The sequence below is a fragment of the Streptomyces sp. NPDC003035 genome, assembly GCF_042888285.1.
GTDB lineage: Bacteria > Actinomycetota > Actinomycetes > Streptomycetales > Streptomycetaceae > Streptomyces.
Map to the genome: position 1 here is coordinate 238,732 of NZ_JBIAPJ010000003.1, position 25,638 is coordinate 264,369.

Below are 25,638 nucleotides of genomic sequence, written 5' to 3' on the forward strand. Positions count from 1 at the left end.
GGAACCTTACGAAATGCGTGTCCCCGCGACCGACGGTCACGTACGCCCGGGCGGCCGCGGCGTGAACCGCACGGCCGACCTGCTGATCGCGGGGGGCGGTCCCGCGGGACTGGCCACCGCGCTCTACGCCGCACGGGCGGGATTCGACGTCGTCGTGGCCGAACCGCGCGGCACGCCCATCGACAAGGCGTGCGGCGAGGGGCTGATGCCGGGGGCCGTCCGGGAGTTGCGCGCACTGGGCCTGGAGGTGCCGGGCCACCCGATCACCGGCATCCGCTACCGGCAGGGTCCGCACCTGGCCCAGGCCGAGTTCCGGCGGGGTCACGGCCTCGGCGTACGGCGCACGCTTCTGCACGCCGCCCTGCACACCGCTGTCGTCGCCGCCGGAGTGTCCGTCCTGCCCCTGCGTGTGCGGGACGTGCGCCAGGACGCCACGGGTGTCTCCGACAGCGCGACGGGCGTGCGGGCCCGCTGGCTCGTCGCGGCGGACGGGCTGCACTCGCCGGTGCGACGCTCCCTCGGCCTGGGGGCGGCGACGAGCCCGGACCGGTCCCGTTACGGCCTGCGGCGGCACTACGCCGTCGAGCCGCCCTCCTCGTACGTCGAGGTCCACTGGGGTCCGTACGGCGAGGCGTATCTGACGCCGCTCGGCCCGCGGCTGCTGGGCGTCGCGCTGCTGACGGCGCGGCGTGCGCCGTTCGACGAGCAGTTGGCCGGCTTCCCCGCACTCGCGGCGCTCCTGCCCGCCGGGGCGGCGGTCGGGACGGTGCGCGGTGCGGGTCCCCTGCGGCAGCGGGTCCGTACGCGCGTGTACGGCCGCGTCCTGCTCGTGGGCGACGCCGCGGGGTACGTCGACGCGCTGACCGGCGAGGGCCTCGCCCTGGCGCTCGCCGGCGCCCGGGTGCTGGTCGATCAGCTGCGTCGCGGCACGCCCCGCTCCTACGAGACCGCCTGGCAACGGGCGACCCTCCGGCACCGCCTCCTGACCCACGGCCTGCTCCGGGCCCGGCAGCAGCCGCGTCTCGCGGACCTGATCGTGCCCACCGCGGCCCGGCTCCCCCGCGTCTTCACCCTGGCGGTCGACGCCCTGGCCTGATGACGGCGCCCGTCCTCCGATCCACTCCGTGGAGGGACGTCACAGCCCACGTCAGGCGTCCTCGGGCTGCGCCAGACGTCTGCCGACCCGCGCCGCCGTCTCGCGCAGCCAGATGTGCGCGGCGTCGTGCGTGTGCACCGGATGCCACCACAAAGCCTCCCGCAGCGGCACCGCCTCGTACGGGGGCTCCAGGACGCGCACCGAGGCCGTCGGGGCGAGCAGTGCGGCGAGACGGGCCTGGACGAGCGCGATGCGCCGGGTGCCGGCGACCAGTCGTGGCAGCAGCTGGAAACTGTCGACGGAGACCTCCACGCGCGGCTCGATGCCGAGCATGCCGAGCTGGCGGACGGCCGGGGAGTCGTACGTGCGCTGGTACGTGACCCAGGGCAGGCGCGCCAGGTCCTGCCGGGTGAGCCGGTCGTCGACGCTCGGGTGGTCGTCGGCGACGACGAAGACCCAGCGGTCGTCGTACAGGTCGGTGGCCGGGAAGTCGCTGATGACGCCGTGCGGCATGAGCAGTCCGTCCGTGGCGCTGAGCAGGGTCGCCGTGTCGTCGACCACCGTGGTCGGGGTCTGGGAGAAACGCAGGCGGATCCCCGGGGCCTCGTCGTGGACGACGCGGGCGAACTCGACCCCGAAGACGGCGACCGCGTAGTCGGAGGCCAGGATCCGGAACTCGCGGGTCTCCTTGGCGGGGTCGAAGTCGGCCTGACTGGCGAAGAGGCGTTCCAGCACGTCGTAGGCCGTGGCCGTGCGGTCGAGAAGGACCTGGCCGAGCGCCGTGAGCTCGTACTGGCCGCCGACCCGGGAGAGCAGTTCGTCGTCGAAGTGACGGCGCAACCGGGCCAGGGCGGCGCTCATCGCGGGCTGACTGAGCCCGACCCGCTGCCCGGCGCGCGTGACATTGCGCTCCTCCAGGAGCGCACGCAGGGCGACGACGAGGTTGAGGTCGAGGCGGGCCAGATTCACGCGGGTCCCCTTCGGACGCAACGCCGAACAGAGCGAATAGACAGCACGGATGATTCTCGTCCAGAGAATCGGCGACACTTATTGTCTCAGGTGCGCTGAGTTCTGGAGCCGATCGATCCGCCGGTCCGTCACTCGGGGAACACGATGTCCTTGACGAACACGATCCCGTCGCTGTTCGCCAAGTGAACCGGGTTCAGCGGGGCATAGCCGAACCAGGGGGATACGCGGGGCTCGGGCGGCGTGTCGCCGAGGACGGTGGCCAGCCGCGGGGCGTCGACGACGCAGCGGTCCTCCGGGAGTGCGTACAGAAGTCCTTCGACGGTGTCCGGCGGCGGCGTGTCCACTCCCTGGTGCCGGATCGTGCCGAGGGCCGTGGCCACGAAGGCGTAATCCTCGCCGAGCCGGGCGCTCACCAGCGCGCCGGCGCTCCACCACTCCAGCGGCGTCCCACCCATCCGCATCGAGCTCTTCTCCCGCTGGAGATGGGAGTTGTGGGCGTGGACGAGTGCGGGGCCCCGAGTGGCGACGGCGAGGAGGTTGTCGGCCATCATCCGGTCCCGCACGCCCACCAGCCGGGTCATGCGGGCCGGTGAGGTGTCGGCCATCCAGTGGTGGTAGCGCAGCAGACCGAGGGCGGTGCGCCCGTACAGGCACGCCCGCTCCCAGTCGTCCCGCGAGGTCGCCGTGATCAGGTGCGGTGTCTGCTCGGCGAGCAGCGCCGTCAGTTCGTCGGCGAGCAGCCGCAGTCGGCCGGCCTCGGCCGACTGCCCCACGGACCGGGACGGGTCCCTCATCGCGGCGGAATCGGTCCACCGGTCATCGGTGCCGAGCAGGCGGTCGAGCGTTTCCGCGGTGCAGGGCAGCAGGTCGGGATCCACCCGGGCCGCGAGGTAGTCGTGGAGCGCGGTCAGGGCCTGGCGGGGGCTCGCGGCGCCGGTGATCTCCAGGGGGCCGTCGAAACCGGCGAAACGGAGCCGCTCGGACGCGGGCCGGCCGTCGATGTCGGCGCGGACGTTGTAGGCGCGCATCCAGCGCACGAGCTCGCGGTTGGCCGCGGAGACCCCCCAGCCGTGGCTGAATCCGTGCTCCATGACCTCGTCGAGGGTGCCCGTACCCGAGGTGATGTGGTCGTCCACGACCAGGCCCCGCAGGCAGTCGCTCTCGATCGCGATCGTCCGGTAGCCCTCCTGCTCGACGAGCTGCCGGAAGAGCTCGTTCCGCAGGTCGAGCAGAGCGTCCTCACCGTGAGTCGGCTCGCCCAGGGCGAGCAGCCGGGGCCGGGCCGGGAGCAGCCTCATGACGGCCGCAGCCTCGACGGCGTGGACGGTGTCCTTGATGTCGGTAGCCATGGCTTCAACCGTATCGTTGAAGCCTCGGTGGAAACTTTTCCGCGATAGCTTCGGTCCCGTGGCACGAAACCTTCAAAGCGGTGAGCGGCTCAGGCCGGTCGATCTGGCGCGCGGGCACGGACTGTCCACGCAGGCGATCAGGAACTACGAAGAGGCCGGCATCCTTCCGGCCGCCGCTCGCACACCCCACGGCTACCGCACCTACACCTCGCTGCACGCCGGGGCCCTGCGCGCGTTTCTCGCCCTGGTGCCCGGCCACGGTCACCGGACGGCGACGTCGATCATGCGGACCGTGAACCAGGGCGCGGTCGACGAGGCGTTCCGGCTCATCGACGAGAGCCACGCCCAGCTCCTCGACGACCGGCGGACCCTCCGAGCCGTGGAGAGCGCCCTCCGCGACCTGGATCCGACCACGGCGCCCGAGCCGGCCGCCGCGTCCGGGACCGACGGCACGTTCATCGGCCCGCTGGCGGGGAAGCTCGGCATCCGGCCGGCGACGCTGCGCGCATGGGAGCGCACCGGGCTGGTCCGCCCGCGCCGCGACCCGCGGACCGGGTACCGCGTCTACGACGAGGCCGACGTACGGGATGCCCGGCTGGCTCACCAACTCAGGCGGGGCGGCTACCTGCTGGAGCAGATCGCCCCGCTGATCGCCCAGGTGCGGTCGGCCGGCGGACTGGAGCCGCTGGAGGCAGCACTGGGTGACTGGCACGGCCGGCTGTCCGCCCGCGGGCGGGCGATGCTGACCGGTGCCGCGGAACTGGAGGCGTACCTCCGCCGACGCGGATGAGACCGCGGTCGCCGACGGGAGAGACCCGACGGAGACGACACGGCGTGCGCGGTCGGCATTCGAGCGCGGTCCCGCCTGGGTGCCTCGTGCGGGTTGGTAGTGTCCCGCGCGGAGGTCGAACGTGAACGCGAGCGGAGTTGCGCGCCGAGGCGCCGTCCTGGGACGCCTCCTGCTCGTCGGAGTGCTCGCGTTCGCCGTGTTCGTCATGCACACCGTCGGCCATGCGGACGGTTCGCCGGTCCACGGCATGGCCGCCGCCTCACACAGCGTGGGGCACCCCTCCGTAGAGCCCACGGATCATGACTCCGACTGCTCGTCGGCGCTCACCGAACCTCTCGGCAGCACGCACATGGCCTCCCTGTGCGTCGGCGTGATCAGCAGCTCGGCGGCGGCTTCGCCGCTGCGGCCCGCGCTCGCCCGCCACGCGGGCTGGTCGCCCGTCCACGAGGCAGGACTCACCGAAAGTCCGCGGCCGACCCCGCTGTGGCGAGAGCCCTGCCGGGCCCGGTTGCCGGTCCTCCGGGTATAGGCCGTCGCGCGCTTCCGCGCCCACGGCTTCCCGTACGACCGACAACACGAGGTGAATCACGCATGCCCGCCTACGCGAACCCGTTCCGCCGACCGCTCCCCCGCCCCCGCCCCCGCTCGCTCTTCGCCGTCGGCTCCGTCGTCGGCTCCGTCGTCGCCGGAGCCCTCTCCCTCGCCGCGTGCGGCGACGGCACCGCGTCCGGGAGCGCCGTCGCCGGGACCGAGGGGGTCAAGCCGGACTCCGCCCTGCACAGCCACATCCACGGACTGGGAGTCGACCCGGAGGACGGCAGGCTCTACGTCGCCACCCACGAGGGAATCTTCACCTCGGACGAGGCCGGAAGCCCGCGGCTGGTCGGAGACAGCAGGGACGACTTCATGGGCTTCACCGTGGCCGGTGCCAAGACCTTCCTGGCGAGCGGCCACCCGGCTCCCGGCAGCGATCAGCCGGCCGACCACGGACTGATCAAGAGCACCGATGCCGGAAAGTCGTGGAAGAGCGCCTCGCTCCAGGGCGAGGCGGACTTCCACAGCCTGGACCACGCCAAGGGCGTCATCTACGGGTACGACAGCACGCGCGGCCTGCTGCGCGTGAGCAAGGACGGTACGAACTGGCAGGAGCGCGCCCAGATGCAGGCCCTCGACTTCGCGGTCGATCCCGCGGACCCGAGCCGGGTCGTCGCCACCACTGCGGACGGCGTCGCCCGCAGCACGGACAGCGGCGCGAGCTTCGGTTCCGGCGTGGGGCCGGGGATGGAGTACGTGTCCTGGGCCTCGCCGGGCGCCTTGTTCGGCATCGACCTCACCGGCGCTCTGAGCGTCAGCTCGGACGGCGGCGCCACCTGGAAGAAGACGGCCACCGTGCCCGGAGGGCAACCCCAGGCCCTGACCGCCGTCGACGATCAGCACATCCTCGCCGCCACCCAGGACGGCGTCTACGAGTCCCGGGACGCGGGGAAGACCTTCACCAAGCGCCTCCCCGTGGCGAACGGCGATCACCACTGACCTGCCGCGAAACATCGGGCCTGCCCGGCGGCGATCACCGCGGGGCAGGCCCGCCACTGTCAGACCCTGCTCGTAGCGTCGGAAGTGAGGGCCGGGCTGTGCCGGCCCCTCGAGCGTGGGAGCACTCATGGGTGAGATCAGCGTGGACCGGCAGCACCTCGACCGTCTGCTGGCCGACAGCGCCAGCGCGTACGACGCCCCGTACCAGCGAGCCTTCGCCGACCTCGCCGCGACGCATCGCGGCAGCCCGGTCGGGGAGATCCTGCCTCTGCTGCGCGCGGCCGCCGATCAGGCGCTGCTCGGCTTCACGACAGCGGACCTCCGCGAACAGGCGGAGGCGATCAGCACCGGGCAGCCGTACGTCCTGCGAGTCCGCGTCGCCGAGCGCTGATCGCCGACCGTGATGGGCGAAGGCCGGTGGGACAGCCCACCCGCCCCTGGCCACGTGCGGGTTGGCGGTGTGCGGCCTGGGTGGCGACCGGCCGGAGGGGAGGGTTCCGTGCTCCCCGTACGATGCGCGCGGACCCATCCTCGTACGCATGAACAGAAAGGGCGACCGCGCCACCATGCCCGGACCCCACAGCCACGAGCCGCCCCCGTCCCCTTCCGCTTCCCCGGCGGCGCAGCGCTGGTGGCGGACGGGCGGCGCACGCCTCGGAGCGGTCGCCGCGGTGCCGCTGCTGGGTCTGCTGAACGACCGGCTGGGTGGAGTGATGCTGCTCGTCGCCCTGGTGCTGTTGTGGTGGCGCAATCCGTGGCCCAAGGCGGGGCGGGTCGTGGCCACCGTCGTCGCCATGGCGCTCTTGGGGGCGGTGGTCCCGGACCAGCCGGACCGCGCCCCGGCAGGAGCGGCGGGCGCCGCCGATGCGAAGCCGGCCTCGCGGCCGAGTCTCTTCCCGAGGCCCGCGCGGACGACGCCGGCCCCGACGATGCCCACGGTGCCCGATTTCACGGGCGATTCACTGGACGTGGCGTTCCCTCGGTCACGAAAGAGGGGCTTCACGGTCACCTACCACGACGCCTCGGACCAGAAGCGGGACGTGTCGGCGCGTTCGCTGTGGAAGGTGTGCTTCCAGGAGGCGGGCGGCACTCCGGAGGATCCCACGGTCGACTTCGCCGTCGTACGCCGGGAGGAACCGTGCCCCCAGGACGAGGGCAGAGCGGTGCCGTGGCCGGTGATGCCCGAGGTCGTGTGGATGACGTGGCGTACGGCCGTCCCGAAGGTCGTGGGCGTGGGCGTGCCGGAGAAGCGGCTGCGTGCCGAGGCGGCGTACAGCAACGACGTGCTGCCCGCCGAGGGCGAGTACGACGACTGGCGGGTGTGCCGGCAGGACCCGGCGGAGGGCGAACCGATCACGGACGACGTCTACTTGGTGACGCTCTCCCTGTCCTCGCCGGCCAACGGCTGCCCCGCTCCGGATCGGGGCAGGGACGCGTACCTGCCCGACCGTGACGGCGACGGGGACCCGGACTACCTCGACCCGTACCCGGGCGACCGGAACCGGACGAGGGTCTTCCCGGACGGCCGCCCCAGCGGTTCCGGAAGCTCCGGCGGTTCCGGCGGTTCCGGTGGCGACGGCTGGAGCCCCTGCCGGCACACGCGCTGGTGCTGACCAAAAACAAAGGCAAGGAGGTCACGCGCTCCTTGCCACTCTGGAACTGACGTACCCGCGGTGCTGTTGCGGCCGGACGGCCATGTGGCGTGGGTGGGTGGGTGGGGACCAGCGGGATCTGCTCGGTGTGCTGCCCACCTGGTTCGGCACTGCCACCGGTTGAGACCGGTCGGCGAAAATTGCGTGCCGAGCCGGTCGGGTGACGTGCAGACTCGCTCCATGGCAGACATGTGGGCGTTCCTGAACGCGGTCGGCCGCTGGGCGGCCGGCGGTCCCGGTGGCCCGGCGGGTGATCTGGCCGAGGAGTTGGGACTGCGTACGGCGGTCCTGCTGGAGGGGCTGAGCGACCTCGCGGCCGTCGAGGCGCTGGCCGCACGGCACGGCCGGGATCTGACCGCCGAAGGGGTGGGTGTCGTCCCGATGGGCGGGGCGATGAACATCGCCCGCTACGCCGGTCTGCTCGGGCCGCCCGGTCTCGGCCTGCGTCTGACGGGACTGTGCGACGAGCGCGAGCGGCCCTTCTACGACCGCGGCCTGGAGCGGGCCGGTGCGCCGCGCCGGGACTTCTTCGTGTGCGTCGCGGACCTGGAGGACGAACTCATCCGCGCGCTGGGCCCGGCCGCGATCGAGGAGATCATCCGCGCCGAGGGCGACCTGCGGGCCTGGCAGACCTTCCTGCACCAGCCCGCCCAGCATGGACGGCCCCGGCACCAGCAGATGCGGCGCTTCCTCGGCACGAAGAAGGGCCGCAAGATCCGCTACGGACGTCTCCTGGTGGAGGCCCTCGACCCCGGAAAGGTACCGGCCCCGCTCGACGGTCTCCTCACGAGCGTGTGACCGACGCACGAGAGCGGCGGCGACGACTACGGCCGAGGGCCCGAGCGCTTCGCCGAGCGGGTGGAGGACAGGGCCTGGCCCAGCGCCGGCACGCTCAGGCCGAACATCAGGACGCCCAGGGGCACATGGAGCGACGGCATGTGCGCGATGCCCAGCACCACCTGCACCGAGGCGAGGACGAGGAAGCCGGAGGCGTACAGGATGGGGCGGGGCGATCCGCCGCCCGGCCGCCATGCCAGGATCGCCGCGAGCACGTACAGCATCGACGCGCCGTACATCACGCGCGATCCGACGTCGTGCAGCACCGCGCCGAGGGACGAGGAGAGCAGCATTCCGGCGGTGACCGCCTGGAAGAAGAGGGACAAGGTCTGCAGGGCGACCGCGGCCTGCAGGAAGGTGAGTCTGCCCGGTGCTGCCGTCGTCTGTGTGGTCATGACGTGGTCCCCTCTACTGCCTCGCGGCGGTGGATCGGTAGTGTCTCGGTGGTTCGACGACGTGGGTCCACGAAATGTGAGGCGACGCGCGGGCCTCGTCGTCCGGTGCGGAAGCGGACGGGAAGAACCAGGGGGCGGTCGCGCACATGAGTACCTCGTTCCAGCCGGAGCACACCCGGTCCGAGCCCGGCCCGGGCACGGTCATCGGCGAGCGACGCCGACTGATCAATGTCGCGTACCGCCTGCTCGGTTCGCTGGCCGAGGCCGAGGACGCCGTGCAGGAGACCTACGCCCGCTGGTACGCGCTGTCGCGGCCCCAGCAGGAGGCCATCGCGTCGCCCGGAGCCTGGCTGACGACGGTGGCCGGTCGCATCTGTCTGGACGTGCTCGGCTCGGCGCGGGTCCGGCGCGAGCGCTACGTCGGCGAATGGATACCCGAGCCGCTGCCCGACCGTACGGAATGGCTCGGCGGACGGGTGAGCGGCGGCAGGTCCGAGCCGCCCGACCCCGCCGACCAGGTCACCCTGGACGAGTCGGTGAACATGGCGTTCCTCGTCGTGCTGGAGTCGATGACGCCGGCCGAGCGGGTGGCGTTCGTCCTGCACGACGTCTTCCGCTACCCCTTCGCCGAGATCGCCGAGATCGTCGGCCGGACGCCCGCGGCCTGCCGGCAGCTGGCGTCCTCGGCCCGCCGGCGTATCGGCGCCGCACGGGCTCCGGCGGTCCCGACGGCCGGACACGCCGGTCTGGTACGGCAGTTCAAGGAGGCGTGGGAGGCCAAGGACATCGAGGCCCTCGTCGACCTCCTCGACCCGGACGCCGCGATGATCGCCGACGGCGGCGGCCTGGTCGGCACCGTCCTCCGCCCGGTCGAGGGCAGCGCGCGCATCGCCGAGTACCTGATCCACATCGCCGGTAAGGCCCCTGGGACGACGCTCCTGGAACGGACGGTCAACGGCCGGCCCGGCCTGGTCGCCCAGCACGCCGGGGTCACCGTGACCGTGGCGGCGTTCAGCCTCGCCGACGGCCGCATCCGTCGCATCTGGGCGGTCCGCAATCCGGAGAAGCTCCGCCCGTGGACCGCGTACGGACAGAGCTGACCTGCCCGCGAAGACGTCAGCCTCTCAGGCCCTCCCCGCGTGCGCGGTACGCGTCTTCCGGTGACCCTTGATCTGACTGACCAGGCGCCATGCTTCCTGGAACGAGGTGCGGATCGTGTCGTTGAAGATTGAACGCATCGACCCTTGCAGCGGATCCCTCCACCAGTACGTCACCCTCACCGGACCCCTGCTCGGCACCCGGCACATCCTCTGGGGCGACCACGTCCTGGGAGAAGGCGAATGGAAGGGGGAGGAATCCGCTCCCGGGGAACTGTCGCTCACCTTCACCATTCCGCAGGGCATCGGAACCGTGCCCGTGGTGGCCATCGACGGGGAGGAGAGGAGCAACACCGTGTACTTCACGTACGACCGGCCTCGGCTGCGCGAAGGGCCTCCGCTCCCCCACGCCGCAGACGCGGCGGTTCTCGGTGAACTCGTGCGGTGTGTACGGGCGGCTCCACGCGAGCTCGTCGACCGGCTGGAAGAGAGCGACGACGCAAGAACGGCCCGCCTCGGGCGCATCATGCGCAGTGTCCGCGACCAACTCCCGCCCCGCCCGGACGGCTTCGATCGCCGAGGCGAGCAGCCGTGCGGGGAGCCCGTGTCGATGGACCCCATGTCGATCGACCCCGTGACGCACGACCCCGCCTGGTGACCACGGAACCGGTGCCGACGGTTCTCGTCACGGATCTCGACGGGACCCTGCTGAGCGGGGACCGTGACAGCCGCCGACAGCTGCTCCGCGCGCTGGGCCGGCATCCACGGATCACGGTCGTCTACGCCACCGGCCGCGGCCTTCCCTCCGTACAGGCCCTCCTCGCCGTGGACCCCTTGCTGCCACGCCCGCGCTGGATCATCGCGGACGTCGGTGCGAGCGTCGTCGACGCCACCGACATGCGCCACGTCCCGGCCCTGGAGGAGCCCCTTCGCGCCGGATGGCCGGGACACGACCAGGTACGGTCGGCGCTCAGCCGGTTCCCCGAGCTCGTGTACCAGCACGACGCCGACCAACAGGGCCGGTGCTCCTACTACCTGGCGCCGGAACAGCTCTCCCGCGACATCACGGCAGCCGTGGAGAGCCTGGGCTGCGCCTGGACGTACTCCGCCGACCGGTACTTCGACGTCCTTCCGGCCCGAGCAGGCAAGGGCTCTGCCCTTCGCGGGCTCATGCGTCACCTCGACTGGCCCGAGTCCGGCGTGCTCGTGGCCGGGGACTCCCTCAACGACCTGTCGCTGTTCCGGCTCGGGACGCACGGCGTCGTCATGGGGAACGCCGAGCCCGGCCTGTCGGCGCGCGTGGCCACCGACCCGCTGGTGCACCGCCCCGCGCTCGACGGCGCCGCCGCCATCCTCTCGGCACTGGAGCGCCTCGCCTGGGTGAAGCGCCCCAGGCGCGTGGTGATCGGCTACCACCGCCCACCCGTGCACTGGTCCGAGGGGCAGTGGCGCGAGCCGTGCAGCCCCAACGGCATCCTGCCGACGCTGGTGTCCCTCCTCAGCACGGGCGACGGCGACCTGGACGCCGTGTGGGCCGCCGCCACCACCGACGACGCCGCCAGGGCCGCGACCGTTCCGACGCGGCTGCCCCTGGCCCTCCTTCCCGTACCGGCCGACCAGTGGGCCGGCTACTTCCACCGCGCCTGCAAGGAGACGCTGTGGCCCGCCCTGACCTCCCAGGACCACCTGATCCGCCACGAGGCCGCTTGGTGGGCCGACTACGAAGCGTTCAACGCCGCCTTCGCCCGCCACGTGATCACCCACGCCGAGCCGAACGGAATCGTCTGGCTCCACGACTACAACCTCTGGCTCGTCCCGGGTCTGGTCAAGCGCGAACGACCCGACCTCGCCGTCGGCCTGTTCCACCACACCCCCTTCCCCCGCCCCCCTACCTTCCGGCGTCTCCCGATGGCGGAGCAGCTGCGCACGTCCCTTGCCCAGCTGGACTGGGCCGGCTTCCACACACCCGAATTCGCCGAAAACTTCCGGCGCCTGCTCGGTGGATGTCCCCGCGTCCCCCGTATCGGCGTCCATCCGCTGGGCATCGACCGTCGGGCCGTCGCCGACCTCGCCCGTTCACGAGCGCCGGCCGTCCCCACGGCCCCTCACGCTCTGTCGGTCCTGTCGGTGGAGAGGCTGGACTACGCCAAGGCGCCCGTACAGAAGATCGACGCCGTCGCCGCGCTCCTCGACCGGCAGCCGGCGCTTCGCGGGCGGCTGTGCTACCGCCTGGTGTGCCCTCCGCCCGCTCCGGGCATCCGCGCCTACGACACCACCCGCACGTACCTCGAGCGGGCCATCAGGCAGCTGAACGCCCGGTGGCGCGACGGGAATTGGGCACCGATCGAGTACGTACCCCGGACGCTGTCCTTCCCCGAGGTCATCGACCACTACCTGGCCGCCGACGTCTTCTGGGTCACCTCGCTCGCCGACGGCATGAACCTCACCGCTCAGGAATTCCTCGTCGCGCAGGCCGCGACCGACCGCTCGGGCGTTCTGGTCCTCTCCCGTCACGCCGGAGCGGCCGACTACCTCCGCGGCCCCGCGCTGCTGACCGATCCGCACTGTGCCCACGATCTGGTCGACGTCCTGCGCGTCGCCCTCGCGATGACGCCCGCGCAGCGCCGCGCCAACACCACGCGTCTAGCCCGTCTCCTGACGATGCCCCCGCCGGCCGAGTGGGCCCGCGCCGTCATCGCCGCGATCCGTGACGAGCCGACGCCCGGCGGCTGATGCGTAGAGCGCGGGACACCGGCACGAAACGGCGCCATCATGGCGCACCACCCCCGGCCCGGGGTCGCCTCGGAGGGCTCCGCGCGAGAGAGCCACCTCGTGGGCTGATCGCCATGGCCCCGCTCCCCGGGGCCCTCTTCCGCGCAGACGGAACGTTCAGGCCAGGGGGACCTTCGCCCGAATCCGTTTGCCGTGGGAGGCCGTCTCGATCTCGAGGCCGACGCAGAGCGCGAGCACGATCTCCATGCCGTGCTGCCCGAGCCTGTCCGGGTCGCGGGGTCGGGCGACCGGGGTGACGGGGTGGGTGTCGTGGACGCAGATCTCCAACGCGTCCGTTCGCAGCGCGAGTTCGAGGCGGCAGGGACCGGGGGCGTATTTCACGACATTGGTGACCAGTTCGCTGACGACCAGCCGGGCGGCGTCGACGACCGCCGGCGGGCAGGGCATCCGAGGCGTAGGGGACCGCTCCAGGAACGCCGTGGTGAAGTCCCTGGCGGCTGCGATGGCGCCGTCCGCCCCGCAGAAATCCACCACAGCGCGCAGGACATCACCCGCGCGGCTGCGGGCCGTGCTCGTCTCGGTCACCTCATGTCCCCGTTCGCGGTCCTCAGCCCGTTCACCGTCCTCGGCCGTCGTCCGGCCAGGCGAACGGCCTCACCAGAAGGGGGTTGGTGAGGCCGTTCCGTTCTCCTGGAAGGTTCATCCCCCCACGGTGTCGAGCATGCCCTTGCGCAGGCGCTCCAGGTTGCGCGAGAGCAGTCGTGACACCTGCATCTGGGAGACGCCGAGCTGCTTGCCGATCTCCGACTGCGTCAGCTCCTCGACGAACCGCAGGTGCAGGAGCAGCCGGTCGCGCTCGCCGAGCTCCTCCAGCAGGGGCGCGAGGGTGTGGAAGTCCTCGAAGAGCTCGAGCGCCGGGTCCTCCACGCCGATGAAGTCGGAGAGCGCGGCGTCGCCGTCTTCGCCCTCGCCGCCGATGGCGGCGTCGAGCGAGGTGGAGTTGTACCCGTTGGAGGCGACGCGCGCCTCGATCACCTCGTCCTCGGAGAGGTTCATCAGGGCCGCGAGTTCCGCCACGCTCGGTGCCCGCCCGAGACGCGAGCTCAGCTCCTCCGTCGCCTTGGCCAGCTCCACGCGGGCCTCCTGCAGTCGGCGCGGTACGTGGACCGCCCAGGAGGTGTCGCGGAAGAACCGCTTGATCTCCCCCACGATGTACGGGACGGCGAAGCTGGTGAACTCCACCTCACGGGAGATGTCGAACCGGTCGATGGCCTTGATCAGTCCGATGATGCCGACCTGGACGATGTCCTCCATCTCGTCGCCGCGGGCCCGGAAACGACCGGCCGCGTAGCGCACGAGCGACATGTTCATCTCGATCAGCGTATTGCGCGCGTACTGGTACTCGGGGGTTCCCTCTTCCAGTTCCGCCATCTTGTCGAAGAACATCTTCGACAGCTCGCGTGCGTCCTTCGGCGCGACCTTACGGGGAACCTCGAGCACCGGCAGGCCCCCCACCGTTGTTTCGACGCCGGTCCTCGTCTCCGTCGACACCGTAGTCAGCACTGATGACTCCTTCGTCCGTCGGCAACCTGTTTTCTCGTGAGCTGCTCGCATACCCCGACTCCGCGGCAGCATGCGTGTTCTTTTCGAAACGGCGGGTTCAGACGAGGGAAAGGCGGACCCTGACCCGCTTCCCCCACGGATGGGGCTCCACACTCACGCTCTCGCAGATGGCGACGACGATCTCGACTCCGTGCTGGCCTACGCGACCGGGGTCGTGGCCGCGGGGCACGGGTGACGCCTCCACGCGGTCGAACACCGAGATCTCCAATGCGTCCTCGAACAGTTCGAGCATCAGCCGGCAGGGGCCTGGCGCGTGGCGCACCGCGTTGGTCACCAGCTCGCTGACGACGAGACGCCCGAGGTCGACACGCTCCTGGGTCACCCGCGCGCGTCCCACCGCCGGTGCGGCGGCGAGAAAATCGGCGGTGAAGTCACGTGCGGACGCGACCATGCCGTCGCCGGTGTCCACGCCGTCGTAGTCCACAGTCGCGCACAGCGCGGGTGCTCGTGTCGCACGGCTCGTCATGATCGCGTCCGTCATCGGCCTGCCTCCCTCACGCGGCTTCGCGCGGTGCTGTGCCGCCCCGTCCTGGGCGTTTTCCCTCCCTCACACATTCCATACCGTCCGCGCCCGAGATGGGAGACATGATCGCGTTCCCGCTGGTGGGGACGGTGGGATCGGTCGGATCGTTCTGTCGCCCCTCGCCCCTCGCCCCTCGCCCCTCGCCCGCGACCGCGCGCCGCTCGGCGGCACGGCGTGGTTCAGCCGCCGTCGGCCTCCGACCGGCCGGCATCCTCTCCGTCCTGTCGTCCGTCCTCTCGTCCGTGCCAGTCGAGGCAGACGACGAGCGCGTCGTCCTCCAGCGGGGCGTTCCCGTGGTACGTGGCGAGTTCGCGCAGGACCGCACCCGGCACCTGAGTGGGCGGCAGCAGCCTCGTCGCGGTGAGCGCGCGGGCCAGCGCCCGATCTCCGTAACTCTCCCCTTCGGGGGAGGCGGCGTCGTACACCCCGTCGCTGCCGAACAGCAGCCGGTCCCCCGGGCGCGCCGTGAAGCGCTCGGGGACGTAGACGGAATCCTCGAACATCCCCAGGGGCAGCTGAGCCTCGAACGAGACGGGCTCGACGGAACGGTCCCGCAGCCGCCACAGGCGGGGCGAGCCGGCGTCGATGGCCTCCACGTCGCCCGTGGCGAGGTCGAAGCGCAGCAGGAGTACGGAGACGAAGGCGCTGCCGTGATACTGCGCGTACACGGCCTGGTCCGCGAGCGCCGCCTGGTCCGCGAGGTCGAGGCCGGCTCGGCGGGCGTTGCGGAGCGCGTTGACGGCGAGGTTGGTGAGCAGGGCGGCCTCGATGCCCTCCCCCATGCCGTTGGTGACCGTCAGGGTCAGGTGGTCGGCCGAGGCCGACCAGTCGTAGTTGTCCCCGAAGATGGCGTAGGCGGGTTCCAGGTGCGCGCCGAGGGCGAACTCGGGCCGGGCGCAGGAGCGCCCCGGAAGGAGCTGCCACTGCATCTCGGCCGCGAGCGTCAGCCGGGCGGCCCGCCGCGCCAGGACGTACAGGTCCGTGTCGCGCTCGGCCACGAGGATCTCGTGGCCGAGCGCCTCGCAGATGTGCTGGAGCTCGGGCAGCAGGGGCGTGGGGTCTCGATCCGCCGGCATGGCCACGGTGAGGACGCCCATCCGGTCCCCCTGATGGTGACCGGCAGATGCGCGAAGACGGATTCGGCGTCACGGGTGACGTACGGCTCCTGGGCGCCGAAGGCACGGCCCTGCGGGCTGTCGTGGATCAGTACCGGCGAGGTCGCGAGCGGCAGGTGTTCGACGAGCTGGAGCGAGCGCAGTGCGTAGTCGGCCAGCCGGAGCTCCACCCGCTGCGCGCCGTAGTGCTTCCGCAGAGCCTCGTCCACCACGTTCATCAGCATGTGGGGAGCGGCCCGGCGCAGCGCCTGCTCGACGACGGTGATCTCGTCCACGTGTGCCCGCTTCTCCTTCTGCCCGCGGTGCGGTCCCGCCCCCGGCGGGACCGCACCTGCTGTCCTCTAAGCCGCGTGGCCCGCCGCCGCGAGCGCCTCCGCCACATCGGCGTGCAGAGGTGTCGTCATCGTCAGACCGGTGATCTCCAGAATGCGCCGCACGGCCGGGGTCGGCGCGACGAGATGGAGGTCGCCCCCGGCCTCTCGCGCGTCCCGTGCCGCCCTGATGAGGATGTTCAGGCCGGACGAATCCATGAAGTCCAGGGAGGAGAGATCCAGGACGAGATGACGACGGCCCTGGAGGAGCTGGCTGGCCAGATGGTGATGGAGCTGAGTGGCGGTCTCGATGTCGAGTTCGCCTCCTAGGGACACCACCGCCGTGTCGGCGGCACGGATCTCCACGTCGACGTCCAGGTTCACTTCTCGCTCGGTCATACTCCCTGCTTTCTCCGTATTACGGAGGTGGATATGCGGTCGGACATGCGGTCAGGTCACCCGCACGCCGATCAGGCCGCCGCCCCTCCTGTACGACTCCGGCCTCGACCGTTGTCATACAGCAATAAAGATGACACTACTCCCCCGTGATCGACACCAGGAGAACGGAGGGAACCAAGTGGCCTGAACGAGCCGGTCCCGAGGTGACCCTGGTCTGCCCCGCGCTCCGGAAACCGGACACGGGGTCCTGCCGCCACGGCCCGCATACAACCGGGGACGCCGGGTATCCGGCGGATCGAGCCGGGCGGTCGGCGCCCTGTCGGCGAGGGGAGACCCACTGTGTTGATGGCCCATCCTGCGGTGCTGAACAACCTCATCGAGCAGTACGAGACGCTGAGGGTGCTGCACGCGGAGAACGGAAGCGCGGAGGTACGGCGGCGCATGGACGACATCGCGTACACGCTGTGCATCTCCACCGGTACGCGTGACGTGGACGCGGCATTGATCGCCGCCCGCCTGCGGCTGCCCGGCGCACGTCCCGAGGACGACTCGGTCCTGATGGCCTGAATCGGCACACCCCCCGAACCCGGCACGGCCCCTCCCAGGGGCGTGCCGGGTTCGATCGTTTCCACGGAGTGCCGCAACCTTCCGCGTGTTGACGGGACCTGACGCCTCGTCCGGGGTTCCCGGGGGTGAGGACGGGAAGGCGAGAGGGGAACGAACACTCGACGACCGGGAGGAAAGGGGAACCATGATGCGGCCCCCGGGCAAAGCATGGTCCCGTACATCGACACACCCGCGTCCTCGTGGACGCCGCGCCGGGGACGGCCGGGCGGTCCGCACCTGCACCCAGGCCCGCGAATTCACCCGGCGAAGGCTCGCCGGCGCCCGCCCGGTGGACGAGTCACGGATCGACGATCTGCTGCTCGTCGTCTCGGAGCTGGTGACCAACGCCCAGCGGCATGCCGGCGGCGTCATCGACTTCCGGCTCCACGTCGCACGCGACAGCGCGACGGTGTCCGTCACCGATGCCAGCAGCGACGTGCCGTCGTACCAGCGCCACGAGGAACTGACCTCCGGCGGCTTCGGCTGGGCCATCGTGCTGCAGCTGTGCCGTGAGGTGGCCGTCTCGGTCCGCCCGGACGGCAAGACGATCCGCGCGGTCGTGCCCCTCGGGCTGTGACCGGCCCTCGCGCCCGGGCCGCGCCGGCCCGCGGCGCGCACGTCGCATACGGGGGCGAGGTGCACGTCACGTACGGAGGCGGAGGTGTGGGCGCCACCCCCTCTGTCAGGGGTGGCGCCCACACCTCCGTCGTGCGTCGCGCCGGCGACCGGGCGAGGTCTACCAGCGATACCAGCGACCTGTTCCGCCCTTCGGCCGGGCCACGAAGCCCAGCAGCCAGACGACGAGCACGATCACGGCGATCCACCAGAGCGCCTTCACCGCGAAACCGGCGCCGAAGAGAATCAGCGCGAGAAGCAGAACCAACAGAAGGGGAACCATTCTTATCAACCTCCGAAGCGCCGTGTACCCCGCGCATGCTCCCCCATTCTCCTGAATTCACGGTTGCCTGTTTCCCGTGACGAAGAATGGGAGTGGCGTGTCCGAGTTTTCCTTCTTCGGGTTTACGGAGGCGATTCGAGGTCAGGTGTTCTGTCGTCAGGAATGACCTATCGCGCAGGGAGTGATCAGCTGTGTCCGGTGAGCAGAAGATGAAGGCCAAGGGCGAGCAGGCCAAGGGCAAGCTCAAGGAAGCAGCCGGGCGGGCGACGGGTGACGAGGCCCTTGAGGCCGAAGGCCGGGCGGAGCAGGTCAAGGGCGACGCGCGGACCGCCAAGGAGAAGGCGAAGGACACCTTCAAGCACTGACGTCACCCCAGCGAGAAGGGGCGGCTCCGGGCTTTTCCGGAGCCGCCCCTTCTACGGTGTGGCGCCACGCGTCCCCGTCGATCCGGGGAGGGTCAGCTCCCCTCGTTCTCGAAGGTGCGCAGCACATCGGCGGCGACGCTCACGGCAATGGTCGCGGGTTCCTTGCCGGTGATGTCGGCCAGCCCGATCGGGGTCTTGATCCGATCGATGGTGGCCTCGTCGTGTCCGCCCTCGGTGGCGAGGCGTTTGCGGAACCGTACCCACTTGGCCGCGGACCCGATCAGTCCGATGGAGCCGAGATGGGTGGTGCGCAGGGCGGCGTCGCACAGGGCCGCGTCCTCGGCGTGATCATGGGTCATGATCAGGATGTGGGTGCCGTGCGGCAACTCCTCCAGCACCTCCTCGGGCAGCAGCGGCGTGTGATGCACGTGCACCTGCGCCACGGCGTCCGCCAGAACGGCAAGCCGCTCCTCGGTGAGGATGTCGGAGCGGGTGTCGATCAGATGGAGGTCGAGGTCCTGACGGGCCAGGATGCGCGCCAGCTCAAGACCGACGTGTCCGACGCCGAAGATGGCCACCGCCCGTACCACCGGCAGCGGTTCGAGCAGCACCGTCACCGTGCCACCGCAGCACTGCACGCCATGACGGTTGGCCACCTTGTCGTTCAGGGCGAAATCGATGAGCTCCGGCTCGGGCGTGGACGCGACGATCATCTCCCGGGCCCGATCGATCGCGACGGCCTCGACATTGCCGCCACCGATCGAGCCCCATGTCTCCGTCCGCGCCACGACGAGCTTCGCGCCGGCGTCGCGCGGGGCGTGGCCGCGCACGGCCGCGACGGTCACCAGCACGCCGGGCTCCCGGCGTGCTCGCAGCCGCGCGACCGTGCCGACCCATGTCATGTCAGGCACTGCTCAACGCTTGTGCGTCGGTGCGGTGCGTGCCCTCGACGGCGTCGCCGTCAGGGGAGGCATCGCCCTGGCGAGCCGCCTGGATCGCCCAGTACACCGCCTCCGGCGTCGCGGGCGAGGCCAGCTCGACGCTGATCCCGCTCGGCCCGAACGCGGCGGCGGCCTGCCGCAAGGCCTCCCGTACCGAGAACGCCAGCATCAGCGGAGGCTCGCCCACCGCCTTGGAGCCGTACACCGCGCCCTCTTCGGTGGCGTGCTCCACCAGCGTGACGTGGAACTCCTCGGGCATCTCCGAGAAGCTCGGCAGCTTGTAGGTGCTCGCGGCCTGGGTCAGCAGCCGGCCGCGGTTCGGCCCGTCACTGGCGTCCCAGCGCATGTCCTCGAGGGTGAGCCAGCCCGCGCCCTGGACGAAACCACCCTCCACCTGGCCGATGTCGATCATCGGGGAGAGGCTGTCGCCGACATCGTGCACGATGTCCACCCGCCGGATGCGGTACGCGCCGGTGAAGCCGTCCACCTCCACCTCGGCCGCGGCGGCGCCGTGGGCGAAGTACTTGAACGGCGATCCCCTGAACGTCCTCGCGTCCCAGTGCAGACCCTCGGTCCGGTAGAAGCCGGCCGCCGACAACTGCACCCGCTGGAGATACGCGGTGCGCACCAGGTCGTCCCAGGCCAGCTCCTTGTCGCTGCCCAGCGTGCGCGCGACGCCCTCGACGATGCGTACGTCCGAGGCGTTCGACCCCAACTGGGTGGCGGCCACCTGCCGCAGCCGCTCGCGCAGCTGCTCGCAGGCGTTCTTCACCGCCGCACCGTTGAGGTCGGCTCCGGCACTGGCGGCGGTGGCGGAGGTGTTGGGCACCTTGTCGGTACGCGTCGGGGCCAGCCGTACCTTGTACAGCGGGATGCCCAGCGTGGTCGCGGCCACCTGCAGCATCTTGGTGTGCAGGCCCTGGCCCATCTCGGTGCCGCCGTGGTTGATCAGGACGGAGCCGTCCTTGTAGATCAGCACCAGCGCGCCGCCCTGGTTGAAGGCGGTGAGGTTGAACGAGATGCCGAACTTGAGCCCGGTGATCGCGAGGGCCCGCTTGGTGTGCGGGTGCGCGGCGTTGAAGGCGGCGATCTCGCGCCGGCGATCGGCGATGCCGGCGTTGTCCTTGACCTGCTCCCAGACGGCGGAGATCCGTTCGGGCTGAACGACCGGCTGTCCGTACGGAGTCGACTGACCCCGCTGGTAGAAGTTGCGCTCCCGCAGCTCCGCCGGGTCCAGGCCGAGCAGCGGCGCGCACCGGCCCATGATGTCCTCGATCACCAGCATGCCCTGCGGTCCGCCGAAGCCGCGGAAGGCGGTGTTGGAGACCTTGTTGGTCTTGGCGATGCGGCCCGTGATGCGAGCGTTGGGGATCCAGTACGTGTTGTCGATGTGGCACAGCGCACGGGCCACGACCGGCTCGGACAGGTCCAGGCTCCAGCCGCCGTCCGCGGTCAGGGTGGCGTCGAGGGCCTGGATGCGGCCGTCGGCGTCGAAGCCGATCTTCCACTGGGCGTGGAAGCCGTGCCGCTTGCCGGACATGGTGAGGTCCTGGGTCCGGTTGAGCCGCAGCCGGACCGGCCGGCCGGTCAGCTTGGCGCCGAGCGCGGCGACGGCCGCGAACCCGTGCGGCTGCATCTCCTTGCCGCCGAAGCCGCCGCCCATCCGCAGACACTGCACCGTCACCTCGTGGCTGTGCAGGCCGAGGACGTGCGCGACGATCTCCTGGGTCTCGGAAGGATGCTGGGTGCTGCTCTGGACGAACACCTGCTCGGCCTCGTCGATGTGGGCCAGCGCCGCGTGCGTCTCGAGGTAGAAGTGCTCCTGGTCGGAGAACTGGAACTCGCCGGTGAACACGTGCGCGGAGCCGGCGAAGCCGGCCTCGACGTCTCCCGTCAGCATCACGGGCCGAGCGCCGTGGAAGCTGTCGGCCGCGATCGCCTCCCGCAGCGTGATCAGGGAGGGTTGTTCGTCGAGTTCCACCTCGACCGCCGCCGCACCGAGACGCGCCGCCTCCAGGGTCTCGCCGAGGACCCAGGCCACGGCGTGCCCGTGGAACATGACCTCGTCCGGGAACAGCGGTTCGTCGTGCTTCATGCCGGCGTCGTTGACGCCGGGCACGTCCGCGCCGGTCAGTACGCGGACCACACCGGGCACGGCGAGCGCGGGCTCGGTGCGCAGCGCGGTGATCCTTCCGTGGGCCTTCATGACCTGGACCGGGTAGGCGTGCAGCACGTCCTTGGTGCGATGGACCAGGTCGTCGGTGTAGAGCGCGGTGCCGGTGACGTGCTGGGCGGCACTCTCGTGCGGCATGGAGAGGCCGACGACGGGCTTCTCGGGACGCTGGGACAGATGACTCATGACGACACCGCCTCGGTGGTCTGCGCGTACAGCTTCAGCAGGCTCTGGCCGAGCATCGCGGAGCGGTAGGCGGCGCTGGCGCGGTGATCGTTCATCGGCGTGCCCTCGGCCCGCAGCACCGCGGCCGCGGCCTCTACGGTCTCTGCCGTCCACGGCGCGCCCTCCAGAGCCGCCTCGGTGGTGAGGGCGCGGATCGGGGTGGCGGCCACGCCGCCCAGGCCGATGCGTGCCCTGCGGACGATCCCGTCCTCGATGTCGAGCGCGAAAGCGACCGCGACGCTGGAGATGTCGTCGAAGCGTCGCTTGGCGATCTTGTGGAAGGCCGTGACCGGCGACAGCGGCAGCGGGATCCGCACCGCGCGGATCAGCTCGCCGGGACGGCGCACGCTCTGCCGGTAGCCGGTGAAGTAGTCCGCCAGCGGGACCTCGCGCTCACCGTCGGCATCGGCGAGCACCACCGATGCCTCCAGCGCGAGCAGCACCGGCGGGCTGTCGCCGATGGGAGAGCCGGTACCGAGGTTGCCGCCGAGGGTCGCACCGTTGCGGATCAGCCGGGACGCGAACTGCGGGAACAGGTCGGCGAGGAGCGGGACGGCGCCGTCGAGGCGGCGCTCGATCTCGGTGAGCGTCAGGGCCGCTCCGATCTCGATGTGCTCGGATTCGACGCGTAGGTCCCGCAGTTCGGGCAGCCGGTCCACGGCGACCACGCAATTCGCCCGCCGGGAACGGATATTGACCTCGACGCCCCAGTCGGTGGAGCCGGCGACCACCACCGCGTCGGGCCGCTCGCGCAGCAGCCGCAGCGTTTCGGCGAGGGTGCTCTTCCGGAGGAACGCGCAGTCGTCCTGGGTGTATGCGGTGGCGACCGGTTCCGGCGGGGACTGCTCGCGACGCCGCGCCAGCGGGTCCTCGTCGGTGGGCGAACCGACGGCGAACGCGGCATCACGAATCGGGCGATAACCGGTGCAGCGGCACAGGTTTCCGCTCAGCGCGTGCAGGTCGAAGCCGTTCGGACCGTGCTCGGCGTCGGCGCTTTCGGTATCGGCGCCGTTGGCGCTGTCGGCCGGGCTCGCGTGCGCGCAGCGGTCGGGCCGGTAGTACTCGGCGGCCATGCTGCAGACGAACCCCGGTGTGCAGTAACCGCATTGGGAGCCGCCACGGACGGCCATCTCCTCCTGCACGGGGTGCAGGGCGGGCGGCTTTCCGGGTTCGCCGGCGGTGGCGAGGCCTTCGGAGGTGATGACCTCCTGACCGTCGAGCGCCGCGACCGGGACCAGGCAGGCGTTGACCGCCACCCAGTCGGTGGGCTTGTTCACCCCGGGACGGGCCACCAGGACCGAACAGGCGCCGCATTCCCCCTCGGCGCAGCCCTCCTTGGTGCCGGTGAGGCCGCGCTCGCGCAGGAAATCCAGCGTGGTGGTGTGGGGTGCAGCCGGGGAGATCGGTGTTTCTTTCCCGTTGACCGTGATCCGCGCCGCTACCACGACAGACCTTCCATTCGGTGCGCGATCCGTCGATTCATCATATTCGCCAATTTCAGGCAGCTTTCTGTGTTCAGAGGCGCCACAGGGCAGAAGTGGGCGCAAAAGCGGCACGCGACAGCGGCGTACCACGAGAGGGTGGAGGAAAAGGAGGAAGAGCTGGAATGTGCCACAGAGGGGCACGTCGGAACGGCGTGATCAGCAGCCGTGCGCGATACGACCCGGAACCCAGACCGTGCTGTGGGCGAGGCGACTCAGGTCGGAGCTGGTGTTCATCCGCCGGTCGCCTCCTCTCGGTCGTCATGGGTCGAGGTTGAAACCGCAAATTAGTGGCTGCCGCCGCAGAGGTCAAGACTCCACGAGACATCAGCCCCCACGTAATCGCTCACACGTTCGCTTTCTGGGTACGCTGGATCCATGCACGCACACCTCCAGGCCTCGCTCTTCGACCAGGGCGACGACATCCGGCTCGGGCCGCTGCACGACGTACGGAGGCGTGAGCTGGGCAGCGGCGCCTGGATCGATCTGCTCCCGGGCTGGCTGACGGGGGCGGACGCGCTGTTCGAGGAACTGGCCGCCGGGGTCCCCTGGAGGGCGGAGCGGCGGCACATGTACGAGCGGGAGGTCGACGTACCCCGACTGCTGGCCTCGTACCGGGAGGGCGAGCCGCTGCCGCACCCCGTGCTCGAGGAGGCCCGGTCCGCCCTGAGCGCGTACTACGCGCCGGAGCTGGGCGAGCCCTTCGCGACGGCCGGCCTCTGCCTGTACCGCGACGGTCGCGACAGCGTGGCCTGGCACGGCGACCGCACGGGACGCTCCCGTACGCAGGACACCATGGTCGCCATTCTCTCCGTGGGCGACCCCCGCGACCTGGCGCTGCGCCCGCGCGGCGGTGGCGCGGCGGCCCTGCGGCTGGCGCTGGGCCACGGCGACCTGGTGGTGATGGGCGGCTCCTGCCAGCGCACGTGGGAGCACGCGATCCCCAAGTCCACCCGCGCGGTCGGCCCGCGGATCAGCGTCCAGTTCCGCCCCCAGGGCGTCTCCTGACCCCGACCCGGCCCGCCCGGCCGCCTGCTGACCGACGTGCTGTTCCAGGCCGCGAGGGCACCGAGTGGTCGGCGCCCGGGGAAGGAGAGAGGGTGGATGTACGGGCGATCCGGGTGTGAACGGTGCGCCGCAGAGCACGCCGGCCCGGCACCGGGAAAGAGGCAGCCATCATGCGCATGTTGCTGAAAGTCCAGATGGACACCCAGATGTCCAACGAGGCCATCAAGAACGGCACGTTGCAGAAGACGATGGAGAGCGCACTGGAGACGATCCGCCCGGAGGCGGCCTACTTCACCACCGACAACGGTTGTCGGACGGCGTACCTCTTCTTCGACCTGGCCGACCCCTCGCAGATGCCGAAGACGGCTGAGCCCTTCTTCCTCCAGCTGGGTGCGAAGATCTCCTACTCGCCGGTGATGAACCGCGAGGACCTGAACAAGGGCCTGGCAGCCCTCTCCTCGCAGGGCTGACCGCGTCACCGCGCTCCGGCCGGTGAGGCCCGCCTACCGGCTGTGGAGGTTCAGCTCCAGGAGGTCGGTGGACTCGCGCACACCCACGGCGCCCGGGCCCGAGGGTTCCGGAAGCCGGCCGTCCGCCGCCTTCAGGCCGGCGAGCGCCCTGTCGATCGCCTCATGGGCGGCGAAGAGGCACGGGGTGCTGTAGATCGCGACGGCGACGCCGAGCTCGGTCAGTTCGCCGAGCGACAGCCTCGGCGACTTGCCGCCGCCGATCTGGTTGAACAGCAGCGGCACGTCGCCGACCACGTCACGTACCCGGCGGATCGCGTCGACGCTGCGCACTCCGTCCACCAGGACGACATCGGCACCGCTCTTGGCCAGAGCGTCCGCCCTGCGCAGCATCTCGGCCTCTTCCACGGCGTCCGTGCGGGCCACGACGATCATGTCGCCGCGGTTGTCGAGCACCTTGTGCAGCTTGTCGAGGTACGTCTCCAGCGGGAGGATCCGCTTGCCGTCGGCGTGCCCGCACCTGCGCGGCCGCTCCTGGTCCTCGAGGATCACCCCGGACGCCCCGGCCCGGTCCAGTCGGCGCACGACATGGCACGCCACTTCCGGATCGGCGTATCCGTCGTCGATGTCCACCAGCAGGTGGTGGCGGGGGAAGGCGTGCCGCAGCCGTTCGGCGAAGGCCACGATGTCCGGCCAGGCGATGAACCCGATGTCGGGCAGACCGTAGTGGGACGCGGCGAATCCGAAGCCGGAGAGGAAGAACCCGTCGTAGTGCCGCGCCACCAGGGAGGCCGAGTACATGTCGTAGACGCCGATGAGTGGTGTCGTCCCGGCCTCGGCGATCTCGTCGCGCAGCCTGTGCCCGTAACTCATCGCCACTCCAGGTGAACTGGGCAGCGGTGGTGCGGCCACCGCTGCCAGGGGATCTTCGGGCGCAAGCTTCGCAGGAAGATCGAGAACCGCACAAAGCGGTGATCACCCGATCGAACCACGAGCGGCCCGTTCTGAACGTCCTGGCCCGATTCGGCCGGTACGAAGCGGTGTGCACCGTT

Annotated in this window: 27 protein-coding genes and 1 pseudogene; 15 read left to right on the forward strand and 13 right to left on the reverse strand. The window is 70.9% G+C overall.

The window, feature by feature from the left end; translation table 11 throughout:
- The first annotated feature begins 13 nt into the window (after positions 1 to 13).
- On the forward strand, positions 14 to 1,096 hold the full coding sequence (locus ACFYV5_RS10765) for an NAD(P)/FAD-dependent oxidoreductase (RefSeq protein ID WP_389166902.1): 1,083 nt from the start codon (positions 14 to 16) through the stop codon (positions 1,094 to 1,096).
- 51 nt (positions 1,097 to 1,147) lie between these two features.
- Here the strand turns inward: ACFYV5_RS10765 and ACFYV5_RS10770 are convergent, their stop codons facing one another.
- Both ACFYV5_RS10770 and ACFYV5_RS10775 read right to left on the reverse strand, forming a co-directional pair.
- Complete coding sequence (locus ACFYV5_RS10770; RefSeq protein ID WP_389166905.1) at positions 1,148 to 2,065, reverse strand: LysR family transcriptional regulator; 918 nt, start codon at positions 2,063 to 2,065, stop codon at positions 1,148 to 1,150.
- A gap of 128 nt (positions 2,066 to 2,193) precedes the next feature.
- Positions 2,194 to 3,414, reverse strand: a complete 1,221-nt coding sequence (locus tag ACFYV5_RS10775) for an erythromycin esterase family protein (RefSeq protein ID WP_389166908.1) — start codon at positions 3,412 to 3,414, stop codon at positions 2,194 to 2,196.
- A gap of 58 nt (positions 3,415 to 3,472) precedes the next feature.
- Here ACFYV5_RS10775 and ACFYV5_RS10780 point away from each other — a divergent pair, with 58 nt between their 5' ends.
- The 6 genes from ACFYV5_RS10780 to ACFYV5_RS10805 all read left to right on the forward strand — a co-directional run bounded on the left by ACFYV5_RS10780 (position 3,473) and on the right by ACFYV5_RS10805 (position 8,187).
- Positions 3,473 to 4,204: a TioE family transcriptional regulator gene (locus ACFYV5_RS10780; protein ID WP_389166910.1), complete on the forward strand. Its 732-nt coding sequence runs from the start codon at positions 3,473 to 3,475 to the stop codon at positions 4,202 to 4,204.
- Positions 4,205 to 4,325: 121 nt separating this feature from the next.
- The gene (locus ACFYV5_RS10785) at positions 4,326 to 4,733 is read left to right on the forward strand and encodes a hypothetical protein (RefSeq protein WP_389166912.1); all 408 of its coding nucleotides are present in this window, start codon (positions 4,326 to 4,328) and stop codon (positions 4,731 to 4,733) included.
- 62 nt (positions 4,734 to 4,795) lie between these two features.
- Positions 4,796 to 5,737 (forward strand): F510_1955 family glycosylhydrolase, encoded by a 942-nt coding sequence (locus ACFYV5_RS10790; protein ID WP_389166915.1) that lies wholly within the window; start codon positions 4,796 to 4,798, stop codon positions 5,735 to 5,737.
- Between the two features lie 127 nt (positions 5,738 to 5,864).
- Positions 5,865 to 6,128: a hypothetical protein gene (locus tag ACFYV5_RS10795; RefSeq protein ID WP_355114301.1), complete on the forward strand. Its 264-nt coding sequence runs from the start codon at positions 5,865 to 5,867 to the stop codon at positions 6,126 to 6,128.
- A gap of 148 nt (positions 6,129 to 6,276) precedes the next feature.
- Positions 6,277 to 7,350, forward strand: coding sequence for a hypothetical protein (locus ACFYV5_RS10800; RefSeq protein WP_389166918.1), 1,074 nt, complete (start codon positions 6,277 to 6,279; stop codon positions 7,348 to 7,350).
- Between the two features lie 219 nt (positions 7,351 to 7,569).
- Positions 7,570 to 8,187, forward strand: a complete 618-nt coding sequence (locus ACFYV5_RS10805) for a TOPRIM nucleotidyl transferase/hydrolase domain-containing protein (protein WP_389166920.1) — start codon at positions 7,570 to 7,572, stop codon at positions 8,185 to 8,187.
- Between the two features lie 26 nt (positions 8,188 to 8,213).
- Here ACFYV5_RS10805 and ACFYV5_RS10810 read toward each other — a convergent pair whose 3' ends face one another.
- Positions 8,214 to 8,621 (reverse strand): hypothetical protein, encoded by a 408-nt coding sequence (locus tag ACFYV5_RS10810; protein WP_389166923.1) that lies wholly within the window; start codon positions 8,619 to 8,621, stop codon positions 8,214 to 8,216.
- 146 nt (positions 8,622 to 8,767) lie between these two features.
- Between ACFYV5_RS10810 and sigJ the strand changes: the two genes are divergently transcribed.
- From sigJ to ACFYV5_RS10825, 3 genes are all read left to right on the forward strand, one after another.
- Positions 8,768 to 9,721: an RNA polymerase sigma factor SigJ gene (gene sigJ, locus ACFYV5_RS10815; protein WP_389166924.1), complete on the forward strand. Its 954-nt coding sequence runs from the start codon at positions 8,768 to 8,770 to the stop codon at positions 9,719 to 9,721.
- 115 nt (positions 9,722 to 9,836) lie between these two features.
- The gene (locus tag ACFYV5_RS10820; protein WP_389166927.1) at positions 9,837 to 10,376 is read left to right on the forward strand and encodes a hypothetical protein; all 540 of its coding nucleotides are present in this window, start codon (positions 9,837 to 9,839) and stop codon (positions 10,374 to 10,376) included.
- Entirely contained in the window at positions 10,373 to 12,451 is a 2,079-nt protein-coding gene (locus ACFYV5_RS10825; RefSeq protein WP_389166929.1) for an HAD-IIB family hydrolase, read from the forward strand. The genes ACFYV5_RS10820 and ACFYV5_RS10825 overlap by 4 nt, the downstream gene beginning before the upstream one ends.
- 156 nt (positions 12,452 to 12,607) lie before the next feature.
- On the opposite strand, the gene ACFYV5_RS10830 is transcribed toward ACFYV5_RS10825, so the two are convergent.
- The 5 genes and pseudogenes from ACFYV5_RS10830 to ACFYV5_RS10850 form a co-directional block, all read right to left on the reverse strand.
- A complete protein-coding gene (locus tag ACFYV5_RS10830) occupies positions 12,608 to 13,036 on the reverse strand; it encodes an ATP-binding protein (protein ID WP_389166932.1) in 429 nt (142 codons plus the stop codon).
- A 114-nt stretch (positions 13,037 to 13,150) separates the two neighbouring features.
- Positions 13,151 to 14,065, reverse strand: a complete 915-nt coding sequence (locus ACFYV5_RS10835) for an RNA polymerase sigma factor SigF (RefSeq protein WP_355114287.1) — start codon at positions 14,063 to 14,065, stop codon at positions 13,151 to 13,153.
- A gap of 46 nt (positions 14,066 to 14,111) precedes the next feature.
- Positions 14,112 to 14,555 (reverse strand): ATP-binding protein, encoded by a 444-nt coding sequence (locus tag ACFYV5_RS10840; protein ID WP_389166935.1) that lies wholly within the window; start codon positions 14,553 to 14,555, stop codon positions 14,112 to 14,114.
- A gap of 221 nt (positions 14,556 to 14,776) precedes the next feature.
- Positions 14,777 to 15,936, reverse strand: a pseudogene (locus ACFYV5_RS10845) (PP2C family protein-serine/threonine phosphatase).
- Between the two features lie 117 nt (positions 15,937 to 16,053).
- On the reverse strand, positions 16,054 to 16,422 hold the full coding sequence (locus ACFYV5_RS10850; RefSeq protein WP_389166937.1) for an STAS domain-containing protein: 369 nt from the start codon (positions 16,420 to 16,422) through the stop codon (positions 16,054 to 16,056).
- Positions 16,423 to 16,761: 339 nt separating this feature from the next.
- On the opposite strand from ACFYV5_RS10850, the gene ACFYV5_RS10855 reads away from it, so the two are divergent.
- Together ACFYV5_RS10855 and ACFYV5_RS10860 are read left to right on the forward strand one after the other, a co-directional pair.
- Positions 16,762 to 16,989, forward strand: a complete 228-nt coding sequence (locus ACFYV5_RS10855) for a DUF5133 domain-containing protein (RefSeq protein WP_355114280.1) — start codon at positions 16,762 to 16,764, stop codon at positions 16,987 to 16,989.
- A gap of 187 nt (positions 16,990 to 17,176) precedes the next feature.
- Positions 17,177 to 17,605 carry an ATP-binding protein gene (locus tag ACFYV5_RS10860; RefSeq protein WP_389167819.1) on the forward strand — a complete coding sequence of 143 codons (429 nt, stop codon included), beginning with the start codon at positions 17,177 to 17,179 and terminating at the stop codon, positions 17,603 to 17,605.
- A gap of 159 nt (positions 17,606 to 17,764) precedes the next feature.
- Here the strand turns inward: ACFYV5_RS10860 and ACFYV5_RS10865 are convergent, their stop codons facing one another.
- Entirely contained in the window at positions 17,765 to 17,926 is a 162-nt protein-coding gene (locus ACFYV5_RS10865; RefSeq protein ID WP_355114277.1) for a hydrophobic protein, read from the reverse strand.
- Between the two features lie 191 nt (positions 17,927 to 18,117).
- Here ACFYV5_RS10865 and ACFYV5_RS10870 point away from each other — a divergent pair, with 191 nt between their 5' ends.
- Positions 18,118 to 18,291, forward strand: coding sequence for a CsbD family protein (locus tag ACFYV5_RS10870; protein ID WP_355114275.1), 174 nt, complete (start codon positions 18,118 to 18,120; stop codon positions 18,289 to 18,291).
- A gap of 92 nt (positions 18,292 to 18,383) precedes the next feature.
- Here ACFYV5_RS10870 and xdhC read toward each other — a convergent pair whose 3' ends face one another.
- The 3 genes from xdhC to ACFYV5_RS10885 are packed head-to-tail and all read right to left on the reverse strand — an operon-like array spanning position 18,384 to position 23,075.
- Positions 18,384 to 19,193 carry a xanthine dehydrogenase accessory protein XdhC gene (gene xdhC / locus ACFYV5_RS10875; protein ID WP_355114434.1) on the reverse strand — a complete coding sequence of 270 codons (810 nt, stop codon included), beginning with the start codon at positions 19,191 to 19,193 and terminating at the stop codon, positions 18,384 to 18,386.
- A 1-nt stretch (position 19,194) separates the two neighbouring features.
- Positions 19,195 to 21,591 (reverse strand): xanthine dehydrogenase molybdopterin binding subunit, encoded by a 2,397-nt coding sequence (gene xdhB, locus ACFYV5_RS10880; protein ID WP_389166941.1) that lies wholly within the window; start codon positions 21,589 to 21,591, stop codon positions 19,195 to 19,197.
- Positions 21,588 to 23,075 (reverse strand): xanthine dehydrogenase small subunit, encoded by a 1,488-nt coding sequence (locus ACFYV5_RS10885; protein ID WP_389167823.1) that lies wholly within the window; start codon positions 23,073 to 23,075, stop codon positions 21,588 to 21,590. The genes xdhB and ACFYV5_RS10885 overlap by 4 nt, the downstream gene beginning before the upstream one ends.
- 414 nt (positions 23,076 to 23,489) lie before the next feature.
- Between ACFYV5_RS10885 and ACFYV5_RS10890 the strand changes: the two genes are divergently transcribed.
- Both ACFYV5_RS10890 and ACFYV5_RS10895 read left to right on the forward strand, forming a co-directional pair.
- On the forward strand, positions 23,490 to 24,119 hold the full coding sequence (locus ACFYV5_RS10890) for an alpha-ketoglutarate-dependent dioxygenase AlkB (protein ID WP_389166944.1): 630 nt from the start codon (positions 23,490 to 23,492) through the stop codon (positions 24,117 to 24,119).
- Positions 24,120 to 24,289: 170 nt separating this feature from the next.
- Positions 24,290 to 24,589 carry a hypothetical protein gene (locus ACFYV5_RS10895; protein WP_355114268.1) on the forward strand — a complete coding sequence of 100 codons (300 nt, stop codon included), beginning with the start codon at positions 24,290 to 24,292 and terminating at the stop codon, positions 24,587 to 24,589.
- Between the two features lie 33 nt (positions 24,590 to 24,622).
- Here ACFYV5_RS10895 and ACFYV5_RS10900 read toward each other — a convergent pair whose 3' ends face one another.
- Positions 24,623 to 25,459: an isocitrate lyase/PEP mutase family protein gene (locus ACFYV5_RS10900; protein WP_355114267.1), complete on the reverse strand. Its 837-nt coding sequence runs from the start codon at positions 25,457 to 25,459 to the stop codon at positions 24,623 to 24,625.
- Positions 25,460 to 25,638 lie beyond the last annotated feature (179 nt).